The sequence below is a fragment of the Prodigiosinella aquatilis genome, assembly GCA_030388725.1.
Taxonomy (GTDB): Bacteria; Pseudomonadota; Gammaproteobacteria; order Enterobacterales; family Enterobacteriaceae; genus Prodigiosinella; species Prodigiosinella aquatilis.
This window is the reverse complement of the sequence record CP128857.1, coordinates 359,197-385,639: the sequence shown is the minus strand read 5'-3', so window position 1 is coordinate 385,639 and position 26,443 is coordinate 359,197. Positions and strand designations below refer to the sequence as shown.

At 49.8% G+C, this 26,443-nt stretch carries 22 protein-coding genes and 1 pseudogene; 12 read left to right on the top strand and 11 right to left on the bottom strand.

The genetic code is table 11. The annotated features are described in order from the left end of the window. The first annotated feature begins 29 nt into the window (after positions 1-29). Both gntX and nfuA read left to right on the top strand, forming a co-directional pair. Complete coding sequence (gntX, locus tag PCO85_01760; protein ID WJV54233.1) at positions 30-731, top strand: DNA utilization protein GntX; 702 nt, start codon at positions 30-32, stop codon at positions 729-731. A gap of 59 nt (positions 732-790) precedes the next feature. Further along, positions 791-1,366 (top strand): Fe-S biogenesis protein NfuA, encoded by a 576-nt coding sequence (gene nfuA, locus PCO85_01755; GenBank protein ID WJV54232.1) that lies wholly within the window; start codon positions 791-793, stop codon positions 1,364-1,366. Between the two features lie 194 nt (positions 1,367-1,560). On the opposite strand, the gene malQ is transcribed toward nfuA, so the two are convergent. From malQ to glpG, 4 genes are read right to left on the bottom strand one after another with little or no spacing between them, the layout of a single operon-like run. Further along, positions 1,561-3,678 carry a 4-alpha-glucanotransferase gene (gene malQ, locus PCO85_01750; protein WJV54231.1) on the bottom strand — a complete coding sequence of 706 codons (2,118 nt, stop codon included), beginning with the start codon at positions 3,676-3,678 and terminating at the stop codon, positions 1,561-1,563. Positions 3,679-3,690: 12 nt separating this feature from the next. Beyond that, positions 3,691-6,135, bottom strand: a complete 2,445-nt coding sequence (gene malP, locus PCO85_01745; GenBank protein WJV54230.1) for a maltodextrin phosphorylase — start codon at positions 6,133-6,135, stop codon at positions 3,691-3,693. 46 nt (positions 6,136-6,181) lie between these two features. Next, the gene (locus PCO85_01740) at positions 6,182-6,940 is read right to left on the bottom strand and encodes a DeoR/GlpR family transcriptional regulator (protein WJV54229.1); all 759 of its coding nucleotides are present in this window, start codon (positions 6,938-6,940) and stop codon (positions 6,182-6,184) included. A 25-nt stretch (positions 6,941-6,965) separates the two neighbouring features. Continuing rightward, entirely contained in the window at positions 6,966-7,790 is an 825-nt protein-coding gene (gene glpG, locus PCO85_01735) for a rhomboid family intramembrane serine protease GlpG (GenBank protein WJV54228.1), read from the bottom strand. 486 nt (positions 7,791-8,276) lie between these two features. Between glpG and rbsK the strand changes: the two are divergent. The 3 genes and pseudogenes from rbsK to PCO85_01720 all read left to right on the top strand — a co-directional run bounded on the left by rbsK (position 8,277) and on the right by PCO85_01720 (position 11,858). Continuing rightward, positions 8,277-9,487 (top strand): annotated as a pseudogene (gene rbsK / locus PCO85_01730) (ribokinase). A 55-nt stretch (positions 9,488-9,542) separates the two neighbouring features. Then, a complete protein-coding gene (locus tag PCO85_01725; GenBank protein WJV54227.1) occupies positions 9,543-10,478 on the top strand; it encodes a dihydrodipicolinate synthase family protein in 936 nt (311 codons plus the stop codon). A gap of 81 nt (positions 10,479-10,559) precedes the next feature. Continuing rightward, positions 10,560-11,858 carry an MFS transporter gene (locus PCO85_01720; GenBank protein ID WJV54226.1) on the top strand — a complete coding sequence of 433 codons (1,299 nt, stop codon included), beginning with the start codon at positions 10,560-10,562 and terminating at the stop codon, positions 11,856-11,858. A 51-nt stretch (positions 11,859-11,909) separates the two neighbouring features. Here the strand turns inward: PCO85_01720 and glpE are convergent, their stop codons facing one another. The 3 genes from glpE to ulaG all read right to left on the bottom strand — a co-directional run bounded on the left by glpE (position 11,910) and on the right by ulaG (position 14,380). Then, positions 11,910-12,230 (bottom strand): thiosulfate sulfurtransferase GlpE, encoded by a 321-nt coding sequence (glpE, locus tag PCO85_01715; protein ID WJV54225.1) that lies wholly within the window; start codon positions 12,228-12,230, stop codon positions 11,910-11,912. A gap of 76 nt (positions 12,231-12,306) precedes the next feature. After that, positions 12,307-13,062, bottom strand: coding sequence for an HTH-type transcriptional regulator UlaR (gene ulaR / locus PCO85_01710; protein WJV54224.1), 756 nt, complete (start codon positions 13,060-13,062; stop codon positions 12,307-12,309). A gap of 253 nt (positions 13,063-13,315) precedes the next feature. Continuing rightward, complete coding sequence (ulaG, locus tag PCO85_01705) at positions 13,316-14,380, bottom strand: L-ascorbate 6-phosphate lactonase (GenBank protein WJV54223.1); 1,065 nt, start codon at positions 14,378-14,380, stop codon at positions 13,316-13,318. A 452-nt stretch (positions 14,381-14,832) separates the two neighbouring features. On the opposite strand from ulaG, the gene ulaA reads away from it, so the two are divergent. The 6 genes from ulaA to glpD all read left to right on the top strand — a co-directional run bounded on the left by ulaA (position 14,833) and on the right by glpD (position 20,354). Beyond that, on the top strand, positions 14,833-16,230 hold the full coding sequence (ulaA, locus tag PCO85_01700) for a PTS ascorbate transporter subunit IIC (GenBank protein ID WJV54222.1): 1,398 nt from the start codon (positions 14,833-14,835) through the stop codon (positions 16,228-16,230). Between the two features lie 16 nt (positions 16,231-16,246). Further along, the gene (gene ulaB / locus PCO85_01695; GenBank protein WJV54221.1) at positions 16,247-16,555 is read left to right on the top strand and encodes a PTS ascorbate transporter subunit IIB; all 309 of its coding nucleotides are present in this window, start codon (positions 16,247-16,249) and stop codon (positions 16,553-16,555) included. Positions 16,556-16,563: 8 nt separating this feature from the next. After that, complete coding sequence (ulaC, locus tag PCO85_01690; GenBank protein ID WJV54220.1) at positions 16,564-17,034, top strand: PTS ascorbate transporter subunit IIA; 471 nt, start codon at positions 16,564-16,566, stop codon at positions 17,032-17,034. A gap of 10 nt (positions 17,035-17,044) precedes the next feature. Then, positions 17,045-17,698 carry a 3-keto-L-gulonate-6-phosphate decarboxylase UlaD gene (locus tag PCO85_01685; protein ID WJV54219.1) on the top strand — a complete coding sequence of 218 codons (654 nt, stop codon included), beginning with the start codon at positions 17,045-17,047 and terminating at the stop codon, positions 17,696-17,698. A 10-nt stretch (positions 17,699-17,708) separates the two neighbouring features. Continuing rightward, positions 17,709-18,569 carry an L-ribulose-5-phosphate 3-epimerase gene (locus tag PCO85_01680; GenBank protein WJV54218.1) on the top strand — a complete coding sequence of 287 codons (861 nt, stop codon included), beginning with the start codon at positions 17,709-17,711 and terminating at the stop codon, positions 18,567-18,569. A gap of 285 nt (positions 18,570-18,854) precedes the next feature. Continuing rightward, positions 18,855-20,354, top strand: a complete 1,500-nt coding sequence (glpD, locus tag PCO85_01675; GenBank protein ID WJV54217.1) for a glycerol-3-phosphate dehydrogenase — start codon at positions 18,855-18,857, stop codon at positions 20,352-20,354. A 59-nt stretch (positions 20,355-20,413) separates the two neighbouring features. Here the strand turns inward: glpD and aaeB are convergent, their stop codons facing one another. From aaeB to aaeX, 3 genes are read right to left on the bottom strand one after another with little or no spacing between them, the layout of a single operon-like run. Then, positions 20,414-22,372 carry a p-hydroxybenzoic acid efflux pump subunit AaeB gene (aaeB, locus tag PCO85_01670; protein ID WJV54216.1) on the bottom strand — a complete coding sequence of 653 codons (1,959 nt, stop codon included), beginning with the start codon at positions 22,370-22,372 and terminating at the stop codon, positions 20,414-20,416. An 11-nt stretch (positions 22,373-22,383) separates the two neighbouring features. Then, positions 22,384-23,331, bottom strand: coding sequence for a p-hydroxybenzoic acid efflux pump subunit AaeA (aaeA, locus tag PCO85_01665; protein WJV54215.1), 948 nt, complete (start codon positions 23,329-23,331; stop codon positions 22,384-22,386). A gap of 7 nt (positions 23,332-23,338) precedes the next feature. After that, complete coding sequence (gene aaeX, locus PCO85_01660; GenBank protein ID WJV54214.1) at positions 23,339-23,542, bottom strand: p-hydroxybenzoic acid efflux pump operon protein AaeX; 204 nt, start codon at positions 23,540-23,542, stop codon at positions 23,339-23,341. A gap of 418 nt (positions 23,543-23,960) precedes the next feature. On the opposite strand from aaeX, the gene aaeR reads away from it, so the two are divergent. Beyond that, entirely contained in the window at positions 23,961-24,905 is a 945-nt protein-coding gene (aaeR, locus tag PCO85_01655; GenBank protein ID WJV54213.1) for an HTH-type transcriptional activator AaeR, read from the top strand. A gap of 78 nt (positions 24,906-24,983) precedes the next feature. Here the strand turns inward: aaeR and tldD are convergent, their stop codons facing one another. Beyond that, entirely contained in the window at positions 24,984-26,429 is a 1,446-nt protein-coding gene (gene tldD, locus PCO85_01650; GenBank protein WJV54212.1) for a metalloprotease TldD, read from the bottom strand. Positions 26,430-26,443: the final 14 nt, after the last annotated feature.

Below are 26,443 nucleotides of genomic sequence, written 5' to 3'. Positions count from 1 at the left end.
GCGATGTTATCTTCATCAAGGAAGAGGTTATGTTCACTTTCATGGCGCGATGCTGGTTGTGTCAGCAACCGATCTATCATAGCCATCATGGTATTTGCAGTCACTGTCTGCGTCACCTGCCAACACCACCGACCTGTTGCCCACGCTGCGGTCTGCCGGCCAGTTCTTCATCTCTTGTTTGTGGTCGTTGTCTGCAAAAACCCCCCCCATGGCATGCCCTGCTGTTCGTCAGCGACTATCAGCCACCCGTGAACACGCTACTCAAGCAGTTCAAGTTCCAGCGACGTATCGAGCTGGCGCCTGCACTGGCCAGGCTGATCCTGCTACAGTGGCAGAAGCGTTACCGGCACGACTTTCTGAGCATGCCAGACACTTTTTTCAGGCCGGATATGTTGTTTACCGTACCGCTACACAAGCAACGCCACTGGTGGCGAGGATTTAATCAGACAGAACTGCTCGCGACGACGTTAGCCCACTGGCTAGGCTGTGATTATTCCCCCCATGCCTTGACGCGCACCCGCAAAACGCGACCACAGCAAGAGCTGGATGCCACCACCCGGCGCAGGAATTTACGCAATGCGTTTGACTGTAACGTATCACTGGTGGGGAAGCGGGTTGTTTTGCTGGATGATGTGGTTACGACCGGCAGTACCGCCGCCGAAATCAGCCGAGTATTGCTGACTCAAGGTGCGTCCTGCGTGCAGATTTGGTGTTTATGCCGCACCTTGTAGTTCCGGGCAGGATGGGCGTATTATAACCCACTAGCATAGTCAACTATTGAGTTAATATTATGATCCATATTACTGACGCAGCTCAGGAGCATTTTGTCAAACTGTTGGCAAAACAAGAAGAAGGCTCGCAGATTCGTGTCTTCGTTATCAATCCCGGCACACCCAATGCGGAATGCGGTGTGTCCTACTGCCCACCCGATGCCGTTGAAGCTAGTGATACCGAGCTGAAATTCGAAAAACTGTCCGCCTATGTGGATGAACTCAGTGCGCCTTATCTGGAAGATGCCGAGATCGATTTTGTTACCGACCAACTGGGTTCCCAACTGACGCTAAAGGCGCCTAACGCCAAAATGCGTAAAGTGGGCGATGATGCCCCACTGATGGAGCGCGTAGAATACGTGCTGCAATCTCAGATTAACCCGCAATTGGCCGGTCATGGTGGTCGCGTTACACTGATGGAAATTACCGATGACAATTTGGCCATCCTGCAATTCGGCGGCGGCTGTAACGGCTGTTCCATGGTGGATTACACGCTGAAAGAAGGTATTGAGAAAGAGTTACTACAGAAATTCCCAGAGCTGAAAGGCGTCCGGGATCTCACTGAACACCAGCGCGGCGAACACTCCTACTACTGATTTTTTTGTATAAATGTTCCCGCTCAGCAATCTGTCCTTAACCTGGGACAGATTGCTGCTGGTAATATCGGGATTATTATCCTGGCGAAAAGGTATCTTTCTAAACTACAACATATTGATTAACATTATTTTTTAGTTCATCGGCTGTAGCGGCAATGTAATATTCGCAGGATTGACGCTAGCCAATTACCGATTCACTGGCTTTCTGATTTCTTTTTACGTTTATTCGCTGATCGGGGCATAGATTCACCGCGACGCAGATCAATATCGCGGATCAAACGTTCCAGATAGCGGTCATCAAACACAGAATCCAGCGTCCTGCTCAGCTTACGCCGCCAGTTCGGATATTCCCCTCGCCCGGTTCCCGGTACGTTCACCGGGGTTGCCATATCCAGCCAGTCTTCAATTTGCAGACCCAATAACGCACTATTGCTGTCAGCCAGATAACGCTGTACACCACGATTAAGCTGAGCGCTCATGGTTGTTAGCGAGGCATTGCGCCCTACCCGTTGCGGCAACAATCCATGTGCGTGCAAGGCATCCAATAGCCCTTGTTTCGCTTTTTCACGCGCCTTTATCTGTTCCTGCAAGATCTCGGGGCTCGGGTACAAACCGAGATCTTTGCCAAGTGTCAAATCCACACCCTGCCAGTAACCACGCAGTGTCGCCAGATCGTGAGTAGTAATGGTGGCCATCGCCCGGCGGGGATAGTCCTCCGGCGCACGAAAACGATTCTGCTTATCTTTTTCAAAAAACAGCACTTTATAGGAGTAGATCTTGCTGTCATGCAGCTTGCCAACAATCTCGTCTGGAACCGTACCCAGATCCTCACCAATCACCAGACAGCGTTGCCGCTGACTCTCCAGTGCCAATACGGCCAGCAAATCATCAACCGGATAAAAGACATAAGCGCCATTCACAGCCGGTTCTGAATGCGGAATCCACCATAAACGCAGCAGCGCCATGACGTGATCGATACGCAATGCGCCACTATGGGCCATGTTGCTGCGAATCACATCAATAAAGGGCTGGTAACCATATCGCTGTAACTGTTGTGGACTCATCGGCGTAAGTTGCCAATTCTGACCCATCGGGCCCAGCGCATCCGGTGGTGCACCGATACTGGCCTCCAGACAGTAAGTTTGCCGGTCATGCCAGGTATCGACTCCGCCCCGCGCGACACCGACAGCCAGGTCTCGATACAGACCGATAGGCATCCCCAGTTGCTTGCTATGAGCAAAACATTCCGCCAGTTGTTCATGCGCCAACCACTGTAGCCAACTATAAAAGGCAATATCGTCAGCATGCTTTAGCCGAAACGCGCTAACCGCCGCCCCTTGTACATCCCGATAACCTTCAGGCCAGTGCAACCAGTCAATAAAGTTTTCACCCTGATGATTCAAATAAGCTTGCAGTACATCATAGGTCGCTTGCTGCTCCAGGCTTTTACCACCATCTTTCACAAACTGCTGGAATGCAATAATGTGCGGATCCAGCTGGCTACGATGATTAAAATGCTGAAATGACAGACGCAGTGCGGTGAGTTTCAATGTGGTCACAACATCATAATCGACCCAGCGGTTGGCACGAGCAGCAGACAGCGTGCGTTGTGTTTCTTCTTCCTGCCACCATTGTTGAGCACTCACGCTCTGATGGAAATCATCAACCTGATTCACATCGATATAGACGATATTCAGCCAGTTACGGGATGAAGGGCTATAAGGACTGGCCGCCTCTGGATCTGCCGGATAGAGTGAATGCAGAGGATTAAGTCCCACAAAGGCCCCGCCCCGCCTGGCGATCTGTTCTACCAAAACTTTCAGATCGCCAAAATCACCAATACCCCAGTTATTCTGAGAACGCAGGGTGTAAAGCTGGATGGTTACCCCCCACCAGCGTTTCCCCTGCGCCAGGGGTTCAGGCTCATAACAACATAGCGGAGCGATAATCAAGCGGCATGACCATTGCTGATTATTCTGCATCAATGTCAGTTGGTGATATCCCAGAGGAAGATTGTCAGGCAGTACCAACTTTGTACCACCGGTGATCTGACCTTCGATCATGCCGCCTTTTTCATAACTGAACGCCCAATGGTATTCGCCTTGACCTGCCAGCGGCACCACTGTCTGCTCCCCCTGCCGAAACACTTTCACTGGCGGCACCGGTGCCTGCTTATCGTTACTATCACCCAGTATTTGCAGTAGTTTTTCTTTAATCTCTCTGGCTATCACCTGTTCATTGCCGTAAGCATCGGTATAAGTCTCCGCAATTCCCACTTGCTGGGATACGGCCTTTTTCGCCTTTAGTACCATTTTATTTATTCCTTAACAACGCATTTGCCAAATGCGTTTCTGGTAATCATGAATCGCCCGATCAGCACTGAATATCCCCATTCTGGCGGTATTCAGTACACAACGATGCGTCCATTCATCCGGTTCACGATAGAGCGTATCCACACGCTGCTGTATTTGACAGTAAGGAGCGAAATCAGCCAGGACAAGGTAGGGATCGCCATTCTCCAGCAAGCTATTCAGCAAAGGCGCAAAGGCGTCTTTATTGCCCTGGCTGAAAGCACCACTGGCAAGCTCATCTAGTATGTCTTTTAACAATGCATTATCGGCGATGTAACGTGACGGTTCATACCCCTGATTTACCAATGCTTTAACCTGATCAACGGTATGGCCGAAAATAAATAGATTTTCTTCTCCTATCTGCTGCGACATTTCCACATTGGCCCCATCAAGAGTACCAACCGTCAGTGCTCCATTGAGCGCCAACTTCATATTCCCAGTACCTGAGGCTTCTTTGCCTGCCGTCGAAATCTGTTCAGATACATCAGCGGCAGGAATAATACGTTCTGCCATCGATACTCGATAATCTGGTAGAAATACGACTTTCAGACGGTCATTACACCGTGTGTCACGATTGATTTTATCTGCCACACAATTGATGGCATAGATGATATTTTTCGCCAATACATAGCCCGGTGCCGCCTTGGCGCCGAACAGAAAAAGGCGCGGCACGATATCCAGTTGTGGATTATCTCTTAATTGTCGGTACAGACCGAGAATGTGCAATAAATTCAAATGCTGACGTTTATATTCATGTAAACGTTTAATCTGCACATCGAACAGCGCATTCGGATCAATAATCAGCCCCTGTTCCCGGGTCAGAAACGTCGCCAGTCGCAACTTGTTATCCTGTTTTATCTGCCGGTAACGCTGACGAAACCCTGCATCATCCGCAAAGGGAACCAAGCCCTCCAGTGCTGGTAAATGATTCACCCATTCGGCGCCCAGCGTTTCATCAATCAGCGCCGACAACGACGGGTTACACTGTTTAAGCCAGCGGCGCGGCGTGATCCCGTTAGTCACATTATGGAATTTCCCCGGCCAGAGCTGATGGTATTCGGGAAAGAGGTCTTTTATCACCAGTTCGGAGTGCAGTTCCGCCACGCCATTAACCGCAAAACAAGCCACCACACACAGATTTGCCATGCGGATCTGGCGGTGATGCAACACCGCCAGGCGCGCCCAGACGTTTCGATCTCCCGGCCAGCGCTGATCAACCAGGATCTTAAAGCGCACGTTGATTTCCCTGATGATAGCGAAATGACGTGGCAGCAGCCGACGAAACAGCCTTTCGTCCCAGTGCTCCAGCGCTTCCGGCATCAACGTGTGGTTAGTATAAGCGAACAAACGACAGGTAATCTGCCAGGCGTCATCCCAGCACATCTGGTGGTCATCCATCAACAGACGCATGGTTTCCGGGATCGCCAGTGTCGGATGGGTATCGTTTAGTTGCACGACTTCATAGTCAGGCAGCGACGTCAATTCCAGACCGGCTTGCACATGTCGGCGCAGGATATCCGCCATTGCACAAGCACACTGAAAATATTGCTGCATAAGACGCAAACGTTTACCTGCCTGATGATTGTCATTCGGGTATAACACCTTGGTCAGACTGGCGGCTGCGATCCCTTTTTGCTCGGCTTTCAAATAATGACCAGCATTGAACAAGGAGAGATCAAACGGATCCGGATCAGTCGCCTGCCATAGCCGCAACGGCTGTACGATACCATTACGATACCCAATAACCGGAATATCCCAGGCTTCTCCTGTTAGCCTCAGCGCTGGCAACCAACACTCACTGCCATCGGGCTGCCGTTCCACATGGCCGCCGAAACCGACTGCCGTGGACAGTTCCGGACGCGGGTGTGCCCACGGATAATCGTTTCGCTGCCAGTCATCCGGTGTTTCACACTGAAATCCATCTTCAAAGTGCTGGCGAAACAGGCCATATTGATAATTCAAGCCATAACCGATGGCGGGTTGCTCAACCGTCGCCATCGCATCCAGATAACAGGACGCCAAACGCCCCAACCCGCCATTACCCAACGCCGGATCGATTTCTTGTTCCAGAACATCGCTTAATACCAATTGATGCTCTGTCAGTGCATTAGCGACATCGTCATACCAGCCAAGGCTTAACAGATTATTCCCGGTCAGACGCCCAGGCAAAAACTCCATTGACAGATAATTGACATGACGCAGCACCGGTTTATCGATAGAGGATACCGTCTTGCCAGAAGCTGATGGCAGCGGTTTAGGAGAAAACGTCAACGCCATCAGTTGCTCTGAAAGTGCAGCACTTATCACCCGCCAGCACAGGCGAGGAGATAACTCGCCAAGGGCTGAAACACCGTAAGCCTGCTGCTGGCGCAACAGGGTGGACGCGAACTGTAACGGATTAAATGAAGACGAAGACATCGCGCCTCTCTCCTCTGTCTGTGTGATGGAAAAAGGCACGTCGGGATTAGCACAACTCCAACTGTACCTTATGCTGCTCGATAATTTTCAGCACACTGGATGGTGGTAATTGATCGGTAAAAAGGTAGTCGATCAAGTCCATATTACCCAAATTGACCATAGCATTTCGGCCAAACTTAGAGTGGTCGGTCACCAGCATCACACAACGGGAGTTTTCGATAATCGCCCGTTTGGTGCGGACTTCGTGGTAATCAAACTCTAGCAATGACCCATCCATGTCAATGCCGCTAATTCCCAAAATGCCGAAATCCAGCCGGAACTGGGAAATAAAATCCAGCGTGGCTTCCCCCATAATTCCGCCATCACGACTACGGACCTCTCCGCCAGCCAGGATAAGACGAAAATCCTCTTTGGCCGTCAGCAACGTTGCCACATTCAAGTTGTTGGTAACCACACGCAAGTCATTATGATTCATGAGCGCATGGGCAACCGCTTCCGGCGTGGTACCGATATCAATAAAAAGTGTGGCGCCATCGGGAATCTGACTGGCAACCTTCCTGGCAATACGGTTTTTTTCATCCGACCACATCATTTTACGATCATGATAAGCGGTATTTACTGAACTGGAAGGCAACGCCGCGCCACCGTGATGGCGATGAATTTTATTCTGTTCAGCCAAATCATTAAGATCACGGCGAATAGTTTGCGGACTGACAGCGAAATGTTCCACCAACTCTTCGGTACTGACGTACCCTTGCCGACGCACCAGTTCAATAATCTCATCATGCCGTTGTGTTTGCTTCACATTCATCCCTCTCAAACATTTGATTTTACCGCTGCCTGTTACGTGTATCCCAAAAAGCCATCAGTAGCCCGATGACCAGACCCGCTACGTGTGCCCCATTGGCAATGGACATGCCTAAGATATTGAAATACCCGGCAACCAACCACAATAGCGCAAATACCATCAAACCACGCTGCAAATGCAAGTGACCATGTGGTTCTCGCTCACCCCTCAGCCAGACATAACCCATCAGGGCATAAACCACTCCAGACAAGCCACCAAAATAAATACCACTGAACCATGATTGTACCCAGCCGCTGGCGACCGACGACAGTAACAGGATGACAAACAACTTACGGGTACCCAGCGTTTTCTCTACTGGACCGCCCAGATACCACCACCACAACAGATTAAACAGAATGTGCAGCGGTGAGAAATGCAACAGGATATGGCTAAACCAACGCCAAAGCTGGAACCCCTGTCCTGGGCCAGGGAAGGACAGCAGAGGCATAATGCGGTTCACACCATAGATTTGCATCAATAGATAAACGGCGATGGTCACCACCATCACAGACAATGTAAGCAAACCGGCGCCTTGACACACGATTTGCAGATAAGAAAACGACTGATAACGGAGTCCTGATTTGGTAGAGCCGGTTTCCCAACTGGCCGCCTGATAGCGCTTGTGGTGAGGTTCACGTAAAAATTGTTCCAATTCCTGTTGTACCCGCACCAGTTGCTTTTCATCAGGCAATAACAACTCGGCCTCGTTCCCGTTCATATGCATCACAAGTTTGACTTTCTGCGTATGCATATAATCAACAAACGCCTGAGCCAAGCGGGGATTCGATAACGCAATAATTCGGATCATAGCTGCTGCAACATCCTCGTTTATCGATCTCAATAAAACTGACATTAAAACACGTATACCCACTAAATTTCAGATGCAGGAAAGCAGCAACCGAATGAATCCCCAGGAGCTTACGCAAGTCTGGAACCGGGTGGCAAGCCTGCCAGGAATATATTTGAACGTGGCTTGTCGTGGCCCTAAAAGTGCGAGATTCAGGGATGGACCGAGCAACTGAGGGCAGGCGAAGCACCGACAATGTGAAAGATGGCGGGTATATCACTATCAATTCAGCATAATGGTCAACTATAGCTATTACACTTTACCCTGTATGCGTGATGCTCGTCACATCTCTCCATCCTTCTATTTTATTTCCCATAACAACCTGTTCACGCATTGACATATTTTGTGCTGATTTTTGTTTACTTCCGTTTAGTCCGACAACCTATGATCACAGTCACTTTTTAGCCAATACCGCTCACTTAATCTCAATAGGGAGGCGTGAATATTATGTTTCTTGAAGAACGGCGAAATAAGATTCTAGAATATCTGGATAAATATGATCGTGCCAGTGTGAAATATTTAGCACACCTTTTTGACGTTACTAAAGAAACCATACGCAGTGATTTAAATGTGTTAGCTAGCCGGAATTTAATTCAACGTTGCCATGGCGGCGCCATGGTTATACGACGGCACTTGCAATCAGAACTAATTACTGAGACCGGGAAAGATTTTGAAGTTTTATTAAAAAGCATAAAAACTCGGAAAGAAATACTGCCATAAAAAATAAAGGAAATACGATGAATGGTAAAGTTTGTATTCTTGGTTCTTTTAATGTGGATATCATTGCCAGAGTCGAACGATTCCCCAAAGGAGGGGAATCACTATTGGCTCAGGGAAGCGCATTAGGACCGGGAGGTAAAGGCGCTAATCAAGCGATAGCTGCCAGTCGTGCTGGTGCAAAAGTGCATTTCGTCTCAAAAGTAGGAAAAGATCAATTCAGTCATTTTGCTTATGAACATCTTTCCAAATCGGAAATACATTCCTTTAAACTTTATCAGTCTGATACCGAGCCCACAGGGAACGCCATTATTTATGTTTCCCAACAGAATGGCGAAAATATGATTGCCATCTATCCCGGCGCAAATAAAACCATTACCGACGAAGAAATTGCAGAGATCATGCCTGAGCTTGAAAACTCAGACGTATTGCTACTGCAACTGGAGAATAATTTTTCATCCCTATTAAGTGTCATGAAATTAGCCAAGGCGCTAAATACAAAAATCATTCTCAATCCAGCACCTTATTCAAGTGATGTACTTTCCTGCCTGGATTACGTTGATGTCATCACGCCTAATGAAACAGAAGCGTCGTTACTCTCCAACATTGAAGTCAACGATTTAAGCAGTGCCAAAGCGGCCGCACAGAAAATCCATGCTCTCGGAGTTCCCCGCGTCATCATTACCATGGGTTCACAGGGAGCATTAATTTTCGACGGACAGCAATTTCAGCATATTCCAGCTTTCCCTGCCGTCAGCATTGATACCACTGGTGCCGGAGATGCCTTTAACGGTGCCTTTGCCGCCGCGTTGTCTGCTGGCCAAAGCGTTGTACAAGCCGCCACTTACGCCAACGCTTTTGCTTCATTATCCGTTGAACGAGAAGGCGCATCCAACATGCCGACCCATCAACAGGTCGCGGCCCGTCTTTCCCAGCACTGAGTATATGTTGTCCTTAAATTTCCCATTCTGAATCTGTTAGCCGTAAGGAGTAAAAATGAACGTTATCGAAGGTATTGTCCCCGTCATGCTGACCCCATTTAACGCGGGCAACGGTATTGATTATCCCGGTTTGGAAAGACTTATCGAGTGGTATCTGGAAAAGGACGTCGATGCCTTGTTTGCCGTATGCCAATCCAGTGAAATGCTGTTTCTGAGCTTGCAAGAACGAGTAGATCTGGCACGTTTTGTGGTTGAAAAAGTCGCGGGGCGCTGTCCGGTTATCGCCTCTGGTCACATCAGCGATAACATCAACGACCAGATAAACGAACTGACCGCCATGGCAGAAACCGGTATTGACGCACTAGTGCTGGTTACTAACCATCTTGACCCCATGCATCAGGGCAGTGATACCTTTTTCAGCACATTGCACACGCTACTGGAAGCGCTACCAGCAACGCTGCCGCTTGGTCTGTATGAATGCCCAGCGCCTTATCGTCGCTTGCTGACCGACGAAGAGCTAGTCCATTGCGCGCAAACCGGTCGCTTTGTGGTATTGAAGGATGTCAGTTGCGATCTGCCAACCGTGGCGCGCCGGGTAAAACTGACAGCTGACACCCCACTGAATATTATTAACGCCAACGCCGCCATTGCTTTTCCTGCCATGCAGGCCGGGTCGAAAGGATTCAGCGGCGTATTTACCAATTTCCATCCCGAGCTCTATAAATGGCTCTATTCCCATCGTCAGGATTCATCGCCATTCACCCAAGAGTTAGCAACATTCTTATCCCTCGCCGCGGTGACAGAGACATTGGGTTATCCCAAGAATGCCAAAATTTATCACCAGCGTTTAGGTACATTTCATCATGAATTCTGCCGTTCGAATAAAGATGACGTGCTGGAAAAATATTGGGCACTGAGCGTTATCCTCGACCAGATACATCAAGGTACAGCGCATTATCAGGAAAAGATTCGCCAGGGAATGAACAATTGAATCCTTAATATATGGCACATCTTTTATTCGCAGAATAGTAACTGAAACTCACAGAATCCTTTTTATGGATGGCTGACCATCATGAATAACGCGACCTCTACTACCCTTGAAAATAGTACCATAGTAAAAAATTCCCCAGTGACACGCTTACGCTGGGGAATTATATTTATCCTTCTCATGTCCGCCGTGATTAATTATCTCGATAGAGCCAATTTAAGTATTGCAAATACCACTATTGCTAAAGAATTTGGTTTCAGTGCAACACAAATGGGCATGCTGCTATCTGCATTTCTGTGGCCATATGCCATCGCTAATCTTCCTGCCGGCTGGCTGGTAGATAAATTTGGGCCCAGAAAAATGTTTTCCTGGGCTGCAGGGTTATGGTCCGCTGTTACTATCATGGCCGGGGTTATTAATGGTTATTCCATGTTTTATGGATTACGCATGTTACTAGGAGTATCCGAATCACCTTTTTTTACATCCGGTATAAAAATTACCCATCGCTGGTTTTCAGATCAGGAACGCGGGCTACCCACCGCGATTATTAATACCGGTTCACAGATCGCCAATGCTGTCGCCCCCCCTATATTGACCATATTGCTATTAACCCTAGGATGGCGCGGCATGTTTATCGCCATTGGCTTGACGGGAATTCCCTTGTTGTTGTCCTGGTTGAAGTTTTACCGTGAACCTACCCCGGCAGAAGAGAAAGAGATTCATACTCCATCCAACACCTTTATTCAGGCAACAGAGGAACCACAGGACAATAAACGCAGTTGGAGTAACTTGTTCAGGCACAAAACCACTTGGTTTATGATTCTGGGCAACTTCTCAATCATGTTTACCATTTGGGTCTATCTAACCTGGTTGCCCAGCTACCTGGAAAAATCGCTGGGTTTCAGCCTGAAACAGACTGGCTGGATTGCGTCAATCCCCTTCTTTGCTGGCATCGTCGGCGTCTTGTGTGGTGGTGTAATCTCGGATCGCTTGATACGGCACGGCATAAGTGCCATTACTTCTCGCAAAATCCCCATCGTGCTGGGAGCGGCCCTGGCTGCCTGTTTTGTCGCACCAATCCCGTTTGTGCACAACAACACGTTCACCATTTTACTGCTCTCTCTAGGGTATTTTTGCTCTCAACTGCCCTCTGGCGTAATTTGGACACTGGCAACCGATATCGCACCCAAAGACCAGGTGGCATCGTTAGGAGCGATTCAGAATTTTGGTGGTTTCCTGGGGGCTGCCAGTGCGCCGATCATCACCGGTATCATTCTTGATACCACCGGTATGTTTACCGACGTTTTTTTCCTCGGCGCGGGACTACTCATGCTGGGGGCATTAAGCTACGGTTTGTTTGTCAGAAAACCGATTCAGGAATAAGTACGTGACGGACGGGTATGGCGTGGCTGACACGCCATACCTAGGTGATTATCAGGCTCCCACCACGTCCTGTGGGAAGCGGCGCTGCCAGGCATCAAACCCACCGTCAATGCTATACACAGATTCAAACCCCAGGCTCAGCAGATACTGCGCGGTGTTACGACTGCTGATACCGTGATAGCACATCACCATGACGGGTTGCTCAATATCGGCCTGACGAACAAAATCGGCCAGCGTTTCATTGGTCAGGTGAGTTGCACCAGGCACATGGGCAGCACCAAAACTTTGTGGATCACGAATGTCTACCAACACGTCCCCTTGCTGCCAACGCTGATAGGCTCGTTCTATATCGATCGCTTCAAATTGTTCCATCACCCAACCTCATTGTTACCAGACTGTGACCATTCTAACTCACCTACCGTGGCAGGAAACCCAGTTGAATGCGAGGTTATACCAAAATGACGTCAACTTTCTGGTCACGCAGTTGCTGCACGATGTTCGGATTCGCCTGTTTGCCCGTGATAACCACGTCAATCTGGTCGGCACGACTGAACAGCATACCCGCTCGTTCGCCGACCTTGCTGCTGTCCACCACCACTACCAGTTTGCCGACAAAATTCAACATCTTTTGCTCAGCCATTGCCGTCAGCATATCGGTTTTATACAACCCTTCGGCCGTCAGCCCTTTACCACTGGTAAACATCCAGTGTCCGGCATAAAGGCTGGCGTCTCCGTCCTGCGGGGCAAGGGTGATGGACTGACTTTTATTATACTGCCCGCCCATGATCACCACACTGTCGTGTTCCTGGTCAATCAGGTAATTTGCCAGGGGCAGATAATTCGTGATGACCTGAATATCCTTGCCACAAATCTCCTGCCCCAGCAGAAAAGCGGTGGAGCCACAGTTAATCACCACGCTTTGCCCTGGGCGGCAAAGTTCGGCCGCCGCTCTGGCGATACGCATTTTTTCATCTACATTCTGCGCCTGATAAATATTCAGTGGCGTCCATGTCGGGCGCGGCAGGCTTACGGCTTCTGCACCATTACGTACCTTGCGCAATTTACCTAACTCGTTGAGCTTGTTGATATCCCGTCTCGCCGTGGCCGGAGAAATAGCGAACTGTTCAATAATATCGGCAACGGTGAACTGCCCTTGCCGCTGCAAAAAATCAATAATGGCATTATGACGCTGTGATTCAGTCATGCTGGCTCCGCCCAAATTATGCTTATCTGCCAATTATAATGAGCACTTGCGATAATTTGAATCATAACTTGTCAAAACATACGCATTGGGTTGTCGTAAAATGAAAAAGCCATCTTATGGATTAATGCCCACCCGTTAAAAAACCGGGATACCGGGGCGACCACCACGTTCGGCTTTTCCGCCGGGAACCCAACGTGATGATGCCCCTAAAACAGGCCGAAGTGGACAGCCTCAAGCCTTATGGCTACACCCATTACAGGAATGACGTGAAGGGAAGATCCGGCTCTATAGTAAAACAATCATCAAACCCTCGTGGGTAGTGATACTCCAGCTTGTCCTTGTCCAGTGGCCAGGTAAATTTACCGCCAACCTGCCAGATGAAAGGTTTAAAACCGTATTGCAGACGATCTTTTTTCATCTCCCACAGCACGCGAATTTCCCGTGGATCGGCCTGAAAATTCGACCAGATATCATGGTGAAACGGTATCACGACTTGGGTATGTAACGCTTCGGCCATCCGCAGAATATCGGCGCTAGTCATCTTGTCCGTAATGCCACGGGGGTTTTCACCATAGGAACCCAGCGCAACATCGACCTGATACTCATTACCATGTTTGGCGTAGTAGTTGGAGTAATGTGAATCACCGCTGTGATACAGATTTCCGCCGGGGGTTTTGAAGAGGTAGTTGATGGCACGCTTGTTCATGCCATCCGGCAATACACCCTGTGCTTTCTGCTCAGCGGGCAACGTGATCAGTGCCGTCCGGTCGAAAGCATCTAGCGCATGTATTTCAATATCTTTGATTTTTATCACGTCCAAAGGTTTCATCACAATACAGCGATCCCGTGGAACACCCCATTCGACCCACAGATTGACGCAGGTTTCCGGCCCGATAAACGGCACGCTGCTGTCACAGTTTTTCATCACCGCTGCCGCTACGTTCACATCAATATGGTCATTGTGATCATGGGTAGAAACCACTGCATCAATCTGCCGGATAGCGAAGGGATCGAGCACGAAAGGCGTGGTGCGCAAGTTCGGCTGAAGCTTCTTCACACCTGCCATGCGCTGCATCTGATGGCCATTTTTCATCAATGGGTTACCGTGACTCTGCTTACCGGTACCACACCATAAATCCACACAGATATGGGTATCCCCTTCAGATTTAAGCCAGATGCCGGTACACCCCAGCCACCACATAGCAAAGGTGCCTGGCGCAACTTGTTCCTGTTCAATTTCCTCGTTCAGCCAGGTTCCCCATTCAGGAAACGTATTCAAAATCCATGAATCACGGGTGATGCTTTCGATCTTACTCATAGTCTGAACCTCATCGTTACTCGGCTTGATGTGCTTGCACAGTGATTATAAATCACAGTAAATCATTAAAAGATTACTTATGATTGGATAATTAAAATCTATCACTGTTTAATCATGCTGACAATTCACAGACTACACACAAAAAATGCAATATCTGCTCCTTTAAATTTGTGATCCAAGCAACAAATAAAGTTTAACTAAATGATATTTATCAAAATAAAAATAAAGCAATGCAATAAATAAGAATCAATTTTATCTTGAATAATAATTTGCGATGTTTCTCACAAATAATCACCAATAGCCTTTTTGTGATTATTTGTGATTGCTACAGTACGTCTGTCCCAACAAAAAAATGCCTGACCGCGCCAGAGTGAAGCAGGTGTGCCCAATAAATTTCAAGATGACGGGTATATGACGCGTAACAGGATTACCAAAAGCCGAACGGAGTGCTTATGGAAACCCTCTACAATATCTTTACTGTTTTTTTTAATCAGGTCATGACCAATGCCCCGCTACTGTTGGGGATCGTCACACTTATTGGTTATCTGCTGTTGCGCAAAAGCGCCACGGTTATCATTAAAGGCACCATCAAAACCATTATCGGTTTTATGCTGCTACAGGCAGGTTCTGGCATTCTGACCAGCACCTTTAAACCTGTCGTCGCGAAAATGTCGACTGTTTTTGGTATCAATGGTGCGATTTCAGACACATACGCCGCCATGATGGCAACGGTTGAACGTATGGGGGACGCCTACAGTTGGGTCGGTTATGCCGTATTACTGGCACTGGCGCTGAATATTCTCTATGTCTTGATGCGCCGGGTGACCGGAATTCGCACCATCATGTTGACCGGGCACATCATGTTCCAGCAAGCAGGCTTGCTGGCCGTATTCTTCTATATTCTAGGTTACCCAATGTGGACCACTATTCTCTGCACTGCGGTGCTGGTGTCGCTCTATTGGGGTATCACCTCCAACATGATGTATAAACCCACGCAGGAAGTGACGGATGGCTGTGGATTCTCCATCGGCCACCAGCAGCAGTTCGCTTCTTGGCTCGCTTACAAACTGGCCCCTTACCTGGGTAACAAAGAAGAAAGTGTTGAAGACCTGAAATTACCAGGTTGGCTGAATATTTTTCACGATAACATCGTCTCGACCGCGCTTGTGATGACGGTATTTTTTGGCGCCATTCTACTTTCTTTCGGTTTAGACACTCTGCAAAAGATGGCAGGCAAAACCCACTGGACCATCTATATCCTGCAAACCGGCTTCCAGTTTGCCGTAGCGATTTTCATCATCGTACAGGGTGTACGCATGTTCGTGGCCGAGTTGTCCGAAGCATTCAATGGTATCTCCCAACGCTTGATTCCAGGCGCGGTGCTGGCCATTGACTGCGCTGCCATCTACAGCTTTGCCCCCAACGCTGTGGTGTGGGGTTTTATGTGGGGAACCGTCGGTCAGTTAATTGCCGTCGCCACTCTGATTGGCATTGGTTCTCCCATCCTGATCATCCCCGGCTTCATTCCCATGTTCTTCTCCAATGCCACCATCGGTGTATTTGCCAACCATTTTGGCGGTTGGCGCGCTGCGCTGAAGATCTGCCTGGTGATGGGAATGATTGAAATCTTCGGCTGTGTCTGGGCCGTCAAACTTACTTCTCTCAGTGCCTGGATGGGTATGGCCGACTGGTCGATTCTGGCCCCACCGCTTATGCAGGGCTTAACACTCGGTCTATGGTTTATGTCCGTCGTGATTGTCATTGCACTGATCTATATGTTCTTCGCCAGCCGCTCACTGCGTGCTGAAGAAGATGCTGAAAAGAAACTCGCTGAATCAACAGCGAACTAATTCTGGAGACATCATCATGACAGTTCGAATTCTGGCGGTATGTGGCTGTGGTCAAGGCAGCTCCATGATTATGAAAATGAAAGTCGGACAGTTTCTGACCCAGCAAGGCGTCAACCACACGATGAACAGTTGCGCAGTGGGAGAATACAAAGCTGAACTCAGCGGCGCAGATATCATCATCGCCTCTACACAGATGGCGGACGAAATTACGGTCAGTGGGAACAAATATGTGGTCGGTGTACGCAACATGCTTTCCGCTACAGAATTTGGCCCCAAGCTGATGGACGTGATAAGCGCCCATTTCCCTGCCGATCTCAAACAGTAGGAGACGCCATGAAATTACGAGACTCACTGGTTGAGAACCGCTCAATACGTCTGCAAGTAGAAGCGGCAACCTGGCAGGAGGCCGTGAAGGTCGGCGTAGATCTGCTGGTGGATGCCGATGTGGTAGAACCGCGCTATTACCAGGCCATTCTGGACGGCGTGAAGCGTTTCGGCCCTTATTTCGTTATTGCTCCCGGTCTGGCCATGCCGCATGGCCGCCCGGAAGAGGGAGTAAAAAAAACCGGTTTTGCTCTGGTAACACTGAAAACACCGCTAATTTTCAATCATGAAGACAATGACCCGGTCGACATTCTGATTACGCTGGCAGCGGTTGATGCCAATACCCATCAAGAAGTGGGCATCATGCAAATCGTCAATCTATTTGAAGATGAAGCTAATTTTGACCGCCTGCGCGCCTGCCGTACCGAGCAGGACGTGCTGGATTTAATTGATCAAACCGCTGCGGCGGCAACCTGTTAAGGATAGAACCATGTCTCAGTTACCGATGTTACAGGTGGCGCTGGATAACCAGACGCTGGCTCACGCTTACCAGACTACCCGGCTGATTGCCGAAGAAGTGGATATTATCGAAGTCGGCACCATCCTGTGTGTTGCCGAAGGTGTCCGTGCCGTACGGGATCTAAAAGCACTCTACCCGCACAAAATTGTGCTGGCAGACGCCAAAATCGCCGATGCGGGAAAGATACTCGCCCGGATGTGTTTTGAAGCCAATGCGGATTGGGTCACGGTGATCTGCTGTGCAGACATCAATACAGCAACTGGCGCACTGGAAGTGGCCCGCGAGTTCAAAGGGGATGTACAGATTGAACTGACAGGTTTCTGGACCTGGGAACAGGCACAAGCCTGGCGTTCAGCCGGTATCCAGCAAGTGGTTTATCACCGTAGCCGAGACGCGCAAGCGGCGGGTATCGCCTGGAGCGATACCGACATCACAGCCATCCGGCGGCTGGCGGATATGGGCTTCAAAGTGACCGTTACCGGTGGGCTGGCGCTGACAGACTTACCATTATTCCGCGGTATCCCGATTCATGTATTTATTGCCGGACGAAGTATCCGCGATGCCGCCGATCCAGTGCAGGCTGCGCGCGAATTCAAACGCAGTATTGCCCAGCTCTGGGGTTAAGGGGAAAACCATGCTCACGAAAACCGTACCGCTCGGAATCTACGAAAAGGCATTGCCACCCGGTGAAGACTGGTTGGCCCGGTTACAGTTGGTCGGCGAACTGGGCTTCGATTTTGTTGAAATGTCCGTGGATGAAAGTGATAGTCGATTGGCACGACTTGACTGGAATCGTGAGCAGCGCCTGCAACTGGTCAACGCTATTGCAGCGACTGGTATACGAGTGCCATCCATGTGCCTGAGCGCGCACCGCCGTTTTCCCTTGGGGTCCGAAGATAACGCTACTCGCAATCATGGGCTGGAGATTATGAGCAAAGCTATTGCTCTTGCACAGGATGTGGGTATCCGCGTCATTCAATTGGCAGGATATGATGTGTATTACCATCAAGCCAACAACATCACCCGTGAACGTTTCCGCGACGGACTGCAACAGGCGGTAGGAATGGCCAGCCGGGCTCAGGTTACTCTGGCCATGGAAATTATGGACTACCCGCTGATGAACTCCATCAGTAAGGCTTTGGGATACGCCAACTATCTGAATAATCCGTGGTTTCAGCTCTATCCGGATATCGGCAATCTGTCTGCCTGGGATAACGATGTGCAAATGGAGTTGCAGGCGGGTAAAGGTCATATTGTTGCGGTACATGTCAAAGACACCCGTCCCGGCATATTTAAAAATGTCCCATTCGGTAGCGGTGTGGTGGATTTCGAACGTTGCTTCAGAACGCTAAGGGAATCCGGTTACTGTGGCCCTTACCTGATTGAAATGTGGAGCGAAATAGCATCGGATCCCATCAAAGAGATAAAAGCGGCCCGTGATTGGGTAAAACAGCAGATGAGCCAGGCTGGTCTGTTAGTAGAGGAGACCGCCTGATGGAGAAACATGTTAGCCTCAAGCATGGTCCCTAGGCATAACGGGCAATGTTAACCTCTGACCTCCCCCTGCCTCAGATAACTCGCCGCTATCACATTGAGTGACTGCGGCTTTTCATATCGTACCCACTGAAATATCCCTGAGATTTATAAAGGAATAGCTAACAAATTGTTATTCCCATCACGCTTAAATGTTTTTATCTGGTTAACGCTTGGCTATCATGTTTGTTTTCGATTACTATCATGAGCGAAAACGAACATTTATTATTACGGCGGAGGAAACAACGTGGAAACCAAAGATCTGATCGTGATCGGCGGAGGAATTAACGGTGCAGGCATTGCAGCAGACGCCGCCGGACGCGGGCTGTCTGTTCTGCTGCTGGAAGCGCAAGATCTAGCCAGCGCTACCTCATCCGCCAGTTCCAAACTGATTCATGGTGGCTTGCGCTATCTGGAACATTACGAGTTCCGCCTGGTAGGAGAAGCCCTTTCTGAACGTGAAGTATTACTGAAAATGGCACCACACATCATCTTTCCGATGCGTTTTCGCCTGCCTCATCAACCACATCTGCGCCCGGCCTGGATGATTCGTGCCGGCTTGTTTATGTATGACCATTTAGGTAAACGTGTCAGTTTGCCTTCCAGTAACAGCCTGCGTTTTGGCCCAGAGTCAGTTCTGAAACCTGAACTGACGCGCGGTTTCGAATATTCAGATTGCTGGGTGGATGATGCCCGACTGGTCGTGCTGAACGCTCAGGAAACAGTACGTCACGGTGGTGAAGTCCGTAATCACATGAAAGTCACTCGCGCCCGCCGTGAACAAGGGCTATGGATAGTCGATGCCATCGATACCCTTAATGGCGAAACTCATCACTGGCAAACAAAAGGGTTGGTTAACGCCACTGGTCCCTGGGTCAGACAATTCTTTGACGAAGGGCTGGAATTGCCTTCCCCGTATGGTATCCGTCTGATTAAAGGCAGCCATATTGTCGTGCCCCGGGTTCATGATGGGGAACAGGCTTACATTCTGCAAAATAAAGATCACCGTATCGTTTTCGTGATCCCGTGGCAGGATGAATTCTCAATTATTGGTACTACCGATGTGGAATACCACGGTGATCCCCGGCAGGTTCATATTGATGACCATGAAATCAACTACTTGTTGGATGTTTATAATGATCACTTCAAGAAACCGCTGACACGTGAAGACATAGTATGGAGCTACTCCGGTGTGCGTCCTCTGTGTGACGATGAATCCGACTCACCGCAAGCCATAACCCGTGACTATACATTGTCCGTGTCGGACGATCATGGACAGGCACCGCTGCTGTCGGTCTTCGGTGGTAAACTCACCACCTACCGCAAGCTGGCAGAACATGCGATGGACAAACTGGCAAAATATTATCCACATGCCGCCAGCGCCTGGACGAAAAATGCCACACTGCCGGGCGGTGATATCAACGGTAGCCGTGATGAATATGCGGCTAAACTGCGCCGTCGCCACAATCTGCCGGAAAGTCTGGCACGCCGCTACAGCCGAACTTACGGCAGCAATAGCGAAAAAATCCTGGGCAATGCCAGCAGCCTTGGTGAATTAGGTGAACATTTCGGTCATAACCTGTATGAAGCCGAACTGCGCTATCTGGTAGATAATGAATGGGTTATTACGATGGAGGATGCGTTATGGCGGCGTACCAAACTGGGCATGTGGCTGGATGAATCCCAGCGACAACGCGTTAGCGCCTGGCTGGAGTCTTATCGAAGCCAGATCGCACAAGCTAGTTGACTAGCCCAACGATGACTGTCTGCCATCACACGATGGTGGACCGTTATCCACATCAGGATTCAACCGCTCAGAGCATGTTTATAACGATGTAGCATAGCGGTAAGACGCCCTACCGATAATGTCACATTTTCGTCCACCTGATGTTCACGCAACATTTGCTGATAGTCGGCCATTTCGTCCAGTAACTGCGAGAAATAGCGACTGCGCAAAGTATCGCGGGAAGAATCCATCACCCGTTCCGCCGTGGCCCGCATCTGGCGATGACTGGCAGATAGCCTTTCACTGACCGGGATGTCCAGTTTCCGAAATCGCTGGTGCATAATGATCAACGACAACGCTAAACGATATTTGGCAATATCGCCAGGAAACATATTCAGCAACAAAAGCAAATACTGGTACAACGCTGGCAGATAGTTTTCTTTGCGTCGGGTTTTGTTGGTTGTTAGCGCCAGAACCGCACCATAAACAAAACGGTTAAGCAACATTCGTCCGGTGCGTATCTGGGTATTATCACGGATCAGCAGAATCACCATCCATGCTAGAAAACAGCCAATGATTTGGCCGATGGCATTATCCAGAAACTGAGAAAGATTAAAGGTCATCGGATTGTCGAGCACCAGAATATTGATCGTGCTGGCCAGCGCCCCCAATGATCCCAATCGCCGTTTCTGTACTTCAATGCCAATGATAAATGCCATACCGCCAAGACTGAGACACAGCAGGAACAGGCTCTGCTGGGTGGATGGCAGCACCAACATAAACATTAGCGCCCCCAGAGGGAGAGCAAACAACGTGCCAAACATAAAGTCCTTCGCCACCATCCGGGGATTCGGCAATCGCATCGCCAATGACGTCACCACAGCAATCATCACCATACAAACACTACCGGACGTCCAACCGGTGCTCAGCCAGAACAGACAGCCCAGGGCCGTTGCCACACTGGTACGCAAACCATTAATCATTGCGTGGTGAGTCTCTGCCGAGGTCACCTTAATCGCAGCGTCCTCTTCCAGCAACTCGGCTTCCACCCGACTGATACGCGTATTAGCCTGTACTCCCTTTGCCAGTAGTTGATAACGGGTCGCCGCCCCCACCCACCCCGCCAGTGTTGACGGTAGGCTGTCACTATGACTGGCGACCACCAGATGACGGAGCTGCTTGAGATATTTATGAACATCAGCCGGAGACGACGCTGATTGTTCCAGTATTATAGTAAGGCCGCCTTTCACTGGCATTGTGCTATCTTGCAAAACCACATAGGTTTCACAAGCATGGGTGATCATCATCCAGGATTGGGTCAGCATCGTTTTAAGACGGCGGTTACTGCTTTGCCAGCGAGAGGACTCTAGCATCAGATGGCTGCGCATCCCGTTCAGGGTATGGGTTTTACGCACCAGCGCGCTCCAGTCGGCATCCAGATCTTCTTTAGACACGCCATTAACGCAGCGCTGCATCAATCGATATTGATCCACTAACAAATCACCCACCACACGATCAAGATCTTGCTTGATGGATCGCGGAGAAAACAGCAGATCCGCCAGAATTGCACAGACAATCCCCAGCACGATCTCACTACAACGTTCCACGGCAAACTGCGGTGTTTCCAACGGGATATTTTGTGTCGTGACAATGATAATCAGCGCGGTATAACCCGCCAGTCCGTACACATAGGCGTTTCCCACCTTGACCAACGAAGAGATCCAAACACAGACACCGGTCCACAAACAACAGAGTATCAGCATCACCAGCGGGGCACGAACAGTAGCAATAATGATGACAACTGCGGCAATACAACCGAGAAATGTGCCGAGAATACGCAATATTCCACGATGACGAATCGAACCGGAGAAAGGCTCGCCCCCGGCGGCAAATGCCGGGCCAGCCGCCACGATAGCCGCAGTAAGCACTGCCCAGCGTGGCGTTTCCAACTGCAAATAAAAACCGAGCAGCAGCGATAGCACAATGGAAAAGCTAAGTTTAAAGGCAAAGCGAAATCGGGGGAAAACGGGACTTTTCATTATCATATCGCTTAACCGAATTCACGTAGTCGATGCATCAGCTTCAGCAAAGGTGACATTGATTTAGTATTTCGTGTTTGGTCACCGGTCACCACCACCGTGGCAGTCGTCCCCGCCGGATAAAGATTGCCCATTTGTTGGTCAAGTTTGATTCTTACCGGTACGCGCTGTGCCAGACGAACCCATTCCAGATTGGAATCCACCGTCGCCAGACCTTTTGTATCGATATTACTGCTACTGCTGTTGACCCCCGCCGCCACACTGTCTACCGTACCGTAGAGAATACGGTTACTCCCCAGCGGGGTAATTTCTACCCGAAAACCGGGACGAACCCCTTCCAGCTTGGTTTCTTCCAGATAGGCCAGCAAATAGAAAGAATTCTTTTTCACCAACGCTACTGCAGTCGACCCACGGGTAATATATTCTCCCTCCTGCACATTGAGATTGGTTACCCAACCATCTGCCGGGGCACGCACGACAGCCCGGTCCAGATCGAGCTTTGCCAGCGCCAGCTCCGCTTCTGACTTCGCCAATTGATGCGTGACGGTTTCCAATTCATTAGAAGATTGGTCGATCGCTTCCTGTGACATCGCTTGCACGCCAAGATGCAGACGCCGGTTCGCCTCCCGTTTTTTCTCTGCCACCAATGCCTGATAGTAAGCGACATCCGCATCAGCCTCTGCCACCGCCTCTTGATAACGGAGCGGATCGATGACAAACAGTACATCACCTCGCTTCACTAGCTGATTATCGTGAACCTTCACTTCTTTCAGTAACCCGCTGACATCAGGCGCAATTGCCACAACATCAGCAGTGAATTTTGCATCACGCGTCCAGGGTGATTCCGTATAGAACGCCCACAGACGAACCAGCGCGACTACCGCAAGTAGCACGAAAGCCAGCGTTATCGCCACGCGACCGAATTTTTTGATAATGATGGTTATAGCGGGTGTTTTCACAGCGACCTCAAAGACCGAAACGGCATAACAGATAGAACAGACAGCAAAACAGGGCGGTATTGAATAGTGCGGGATGCCAGACAACGTCATAGATACCGGTAGGCTGCAACAACCGAATGCTGACAAAGAACAATGCCAGTGATACCAGAAGTACAAAAAAAACCGGCGGAAAAGACAAACCAAACAGCACCATGACCGGGAGTGAACCCATCCTCTTTTTCCTTATTTATTCTGCTGATCAATGCACTCTGTCGGCTAAAACAAAGAGCGATCCTCCGCAGGCATGACAACCCACAGACCCGGTGCGGAGTAAACCAACAATGGTGATTACAGGTGCCGACTTAATGAATATTCCCATCATTTCTTCAAGTTGCAGTTACGCTAAATTACTCGCCCTATCCTTGAGCCTAGCGCCTTTGGGGCCGCGGCAAGCCGCGTCCCTGCAACGCGAAATATATCGGGTATACTTAATGCGATGTTAAATCAGCGTTTAGTCTATCGAGATAACAACAGTCGGGAGGAAGTCTGTTAATACCGGCTCATCATTGTTAGACAATCCATATTATGGAGACTTATTATTGTCTTATCTACGTAGTGTGATCTAAATCACTTTTAAGCCAGGGTTAACAATGGAACGACTAAAAAGCATGTCGGTGTTCGCCAAGGTAGTGGAGTTCGGCTCTTTTACCGCCGCCGCCCGCCAGTTGGAAATGAGTGTTTCAGCCGTGAGCCAGGCAGTGACCAAACTGGAAGATGAGCTACAGATCAAACTATTGAATCGCAGCACGCGGAGTATCGGGCTGACGGAAGGAGGAAAGATTTACTATCATGGATGCCGCAAGATGCTGCACGAAGCGCGTGAAGTGCACGAACAACTTTATGCCTTTAACAACACCCCCATCGGTACACTGCGTATTGGCAGCTCTTCCACCATGGCACAAAATGTATTGGCCACGATGACGGCGGAAATGTTGAAAGAATATCCAGGGCTCTCCGTTAATTTGGTCACCGGTATTCCCGCTCCCGACCTGATTGCCGATGGTCTGGATATCGTCATTCGTGTCGGTGCCCTACAGGACTCGAGCCTGTTTTCCACTCGGCTGGGTACCATGCCGATGGTAGTTTGTGCCGCCAGAAGCTATCTGGCGCAACATGGTATACCGGAAAAACCTGCCGACATCGCTAACTTTTCCTGGTTGGAATACAGTGTGCGACCAGACAGCGAATTTGAGCTGATTGCGCCGGAAGGCATTACTACCCGGTTGGCGCCGCAGGGGCGTTTCGTCACCAATGACTCCCAAACCTTGATCCGCTGGCTGAAAACCGGCGCAGGTATCGCCTATACGCCTCTGATGTGGGTCCTTGACGATATTAAACGGGGGGACGTGGAAATTCTGTTTACCCGTTATCATTCCGATCCGCGTCCGGTATATGCACTGTATACACGCAAAGACAATCTGCCACTTAAGGTGCAGGTATGTATTAACTATCTGACGGAATACTTCAAGAAAGTCGCCCTGGTATATCAGGGCTATCGGCAGAAGAACCCGCTATCTGATCAACCAGCGAAATAACTGTTGGCATGCTCTGCCCAGTAAAAAAGCCGCGTTAAGCGGCTTTTAACATCTTTCTGTCATGGCGGTTAACGCCAATCAGGCCGTGCCGCCGACGGTCAGGCTATCCAGTTTCAGCGTCGGTTGTCCAACCCCGACTGGCAAGCTCTGCCCCTCTTTACCACACACGCCGACACCGTTATCCAGCGCCAAATCGTTACCGACCATAGAAACCTGCTGCATGGCCTCAATACCAGAGCCAATCAGCGTCGCACCTTTTACCGGTTTGGTAATACGGCCTTTTTCTATCAGATAAGCTTCTGAGGTAGAGAACACAAATTTGCCGGATGTGATATCCACCTGACCGCCGCCAAAGTTCGGTGCATACAGGCCATATTCCACACTGGAGATAATATCTTCCGCTGTGGATTTGCCCGCCAGCATGTACGTATTGGTCATCCGCGGCATTGGTAGATGAGCATAAGACTCACGACGCCCGTTACCGGTTGGCGTTACGCCCATCAACCGGGCATTCAGCTTGTCCTGCATATAACCTTTCAGTACACCGTTCTCAATCAGTACATTGTACTGGCCGGGAACACCTTCATCATCCATCGCTAATGAACCACGACGCCCATCCATCGTGCCATCATCCACGATCGTACAGAGTTCTGAAGCCACCAGATTCCCCATCTGACCGCTAAATACCGAAGTACCCCGACGGTTAAAGTCACCTTCCAGACCATGACCGACGGCCTCATGCAACAGCACACCCGGCCAGCCGGCACCCAGTACCACCGGCATTGACCCCGCTGGTGCCGCCACGGCGGAAAGATTAACCAACGCCATGCGCACCGCTTCTTTCGCCCAGGCTTCCACCCGGATCTCGCCATCCGTCTGTTGCCAGAAATAATCATACCCGGTACGGGCACCACCACCACTGGCACCGCGTTCACGCTTACCATTTTCCTCAACCAATACACTGACTGACAAACGCACCAGCGGGCGGACATCCGCCGCCAGCGTACCGTCCGTCGCCGCCACCAGCACTAACTCATACACACCGGTTAAACTGGCACTGACTTCTTGTACGCGTGGGTCCGCCGCACGAGCCGTTGCATCTGCCCGGTGCAACAAGGTAATCTTCTCTTCCCGTGTCAGACTGTCCAGCGGGTTCATGTCGGAATAAAGCCCGCGATGCGGCACATCGCCCAAGGTACGGACAGTGCCGGTACCCTGCTCTCGAACAATACTGCGAGCCGCCTGTGCGCTCTGTTGCAAGGCATTAAGAGTGATCTGGTCGGCATAGGCAAACCCAGTTTTCTCTCCGCTTACCGCGCGAATACCGACCCCTTGATCGATATGGTAAGACCCTTCTTTAATAATACGGTCCTCTAATACCCAGGATTCATGGTAACTCGACTGGAAATAGAGGTCGGCATAATCCAGACGACGTTCATTTAACGATGCCAGAATCGTGCTTAAATCGTGATAACTCAACTTGTTGGTTGTGAGTAATTGCTCACTGACAAACGTCAGACTCATAGGATGTCACTCTT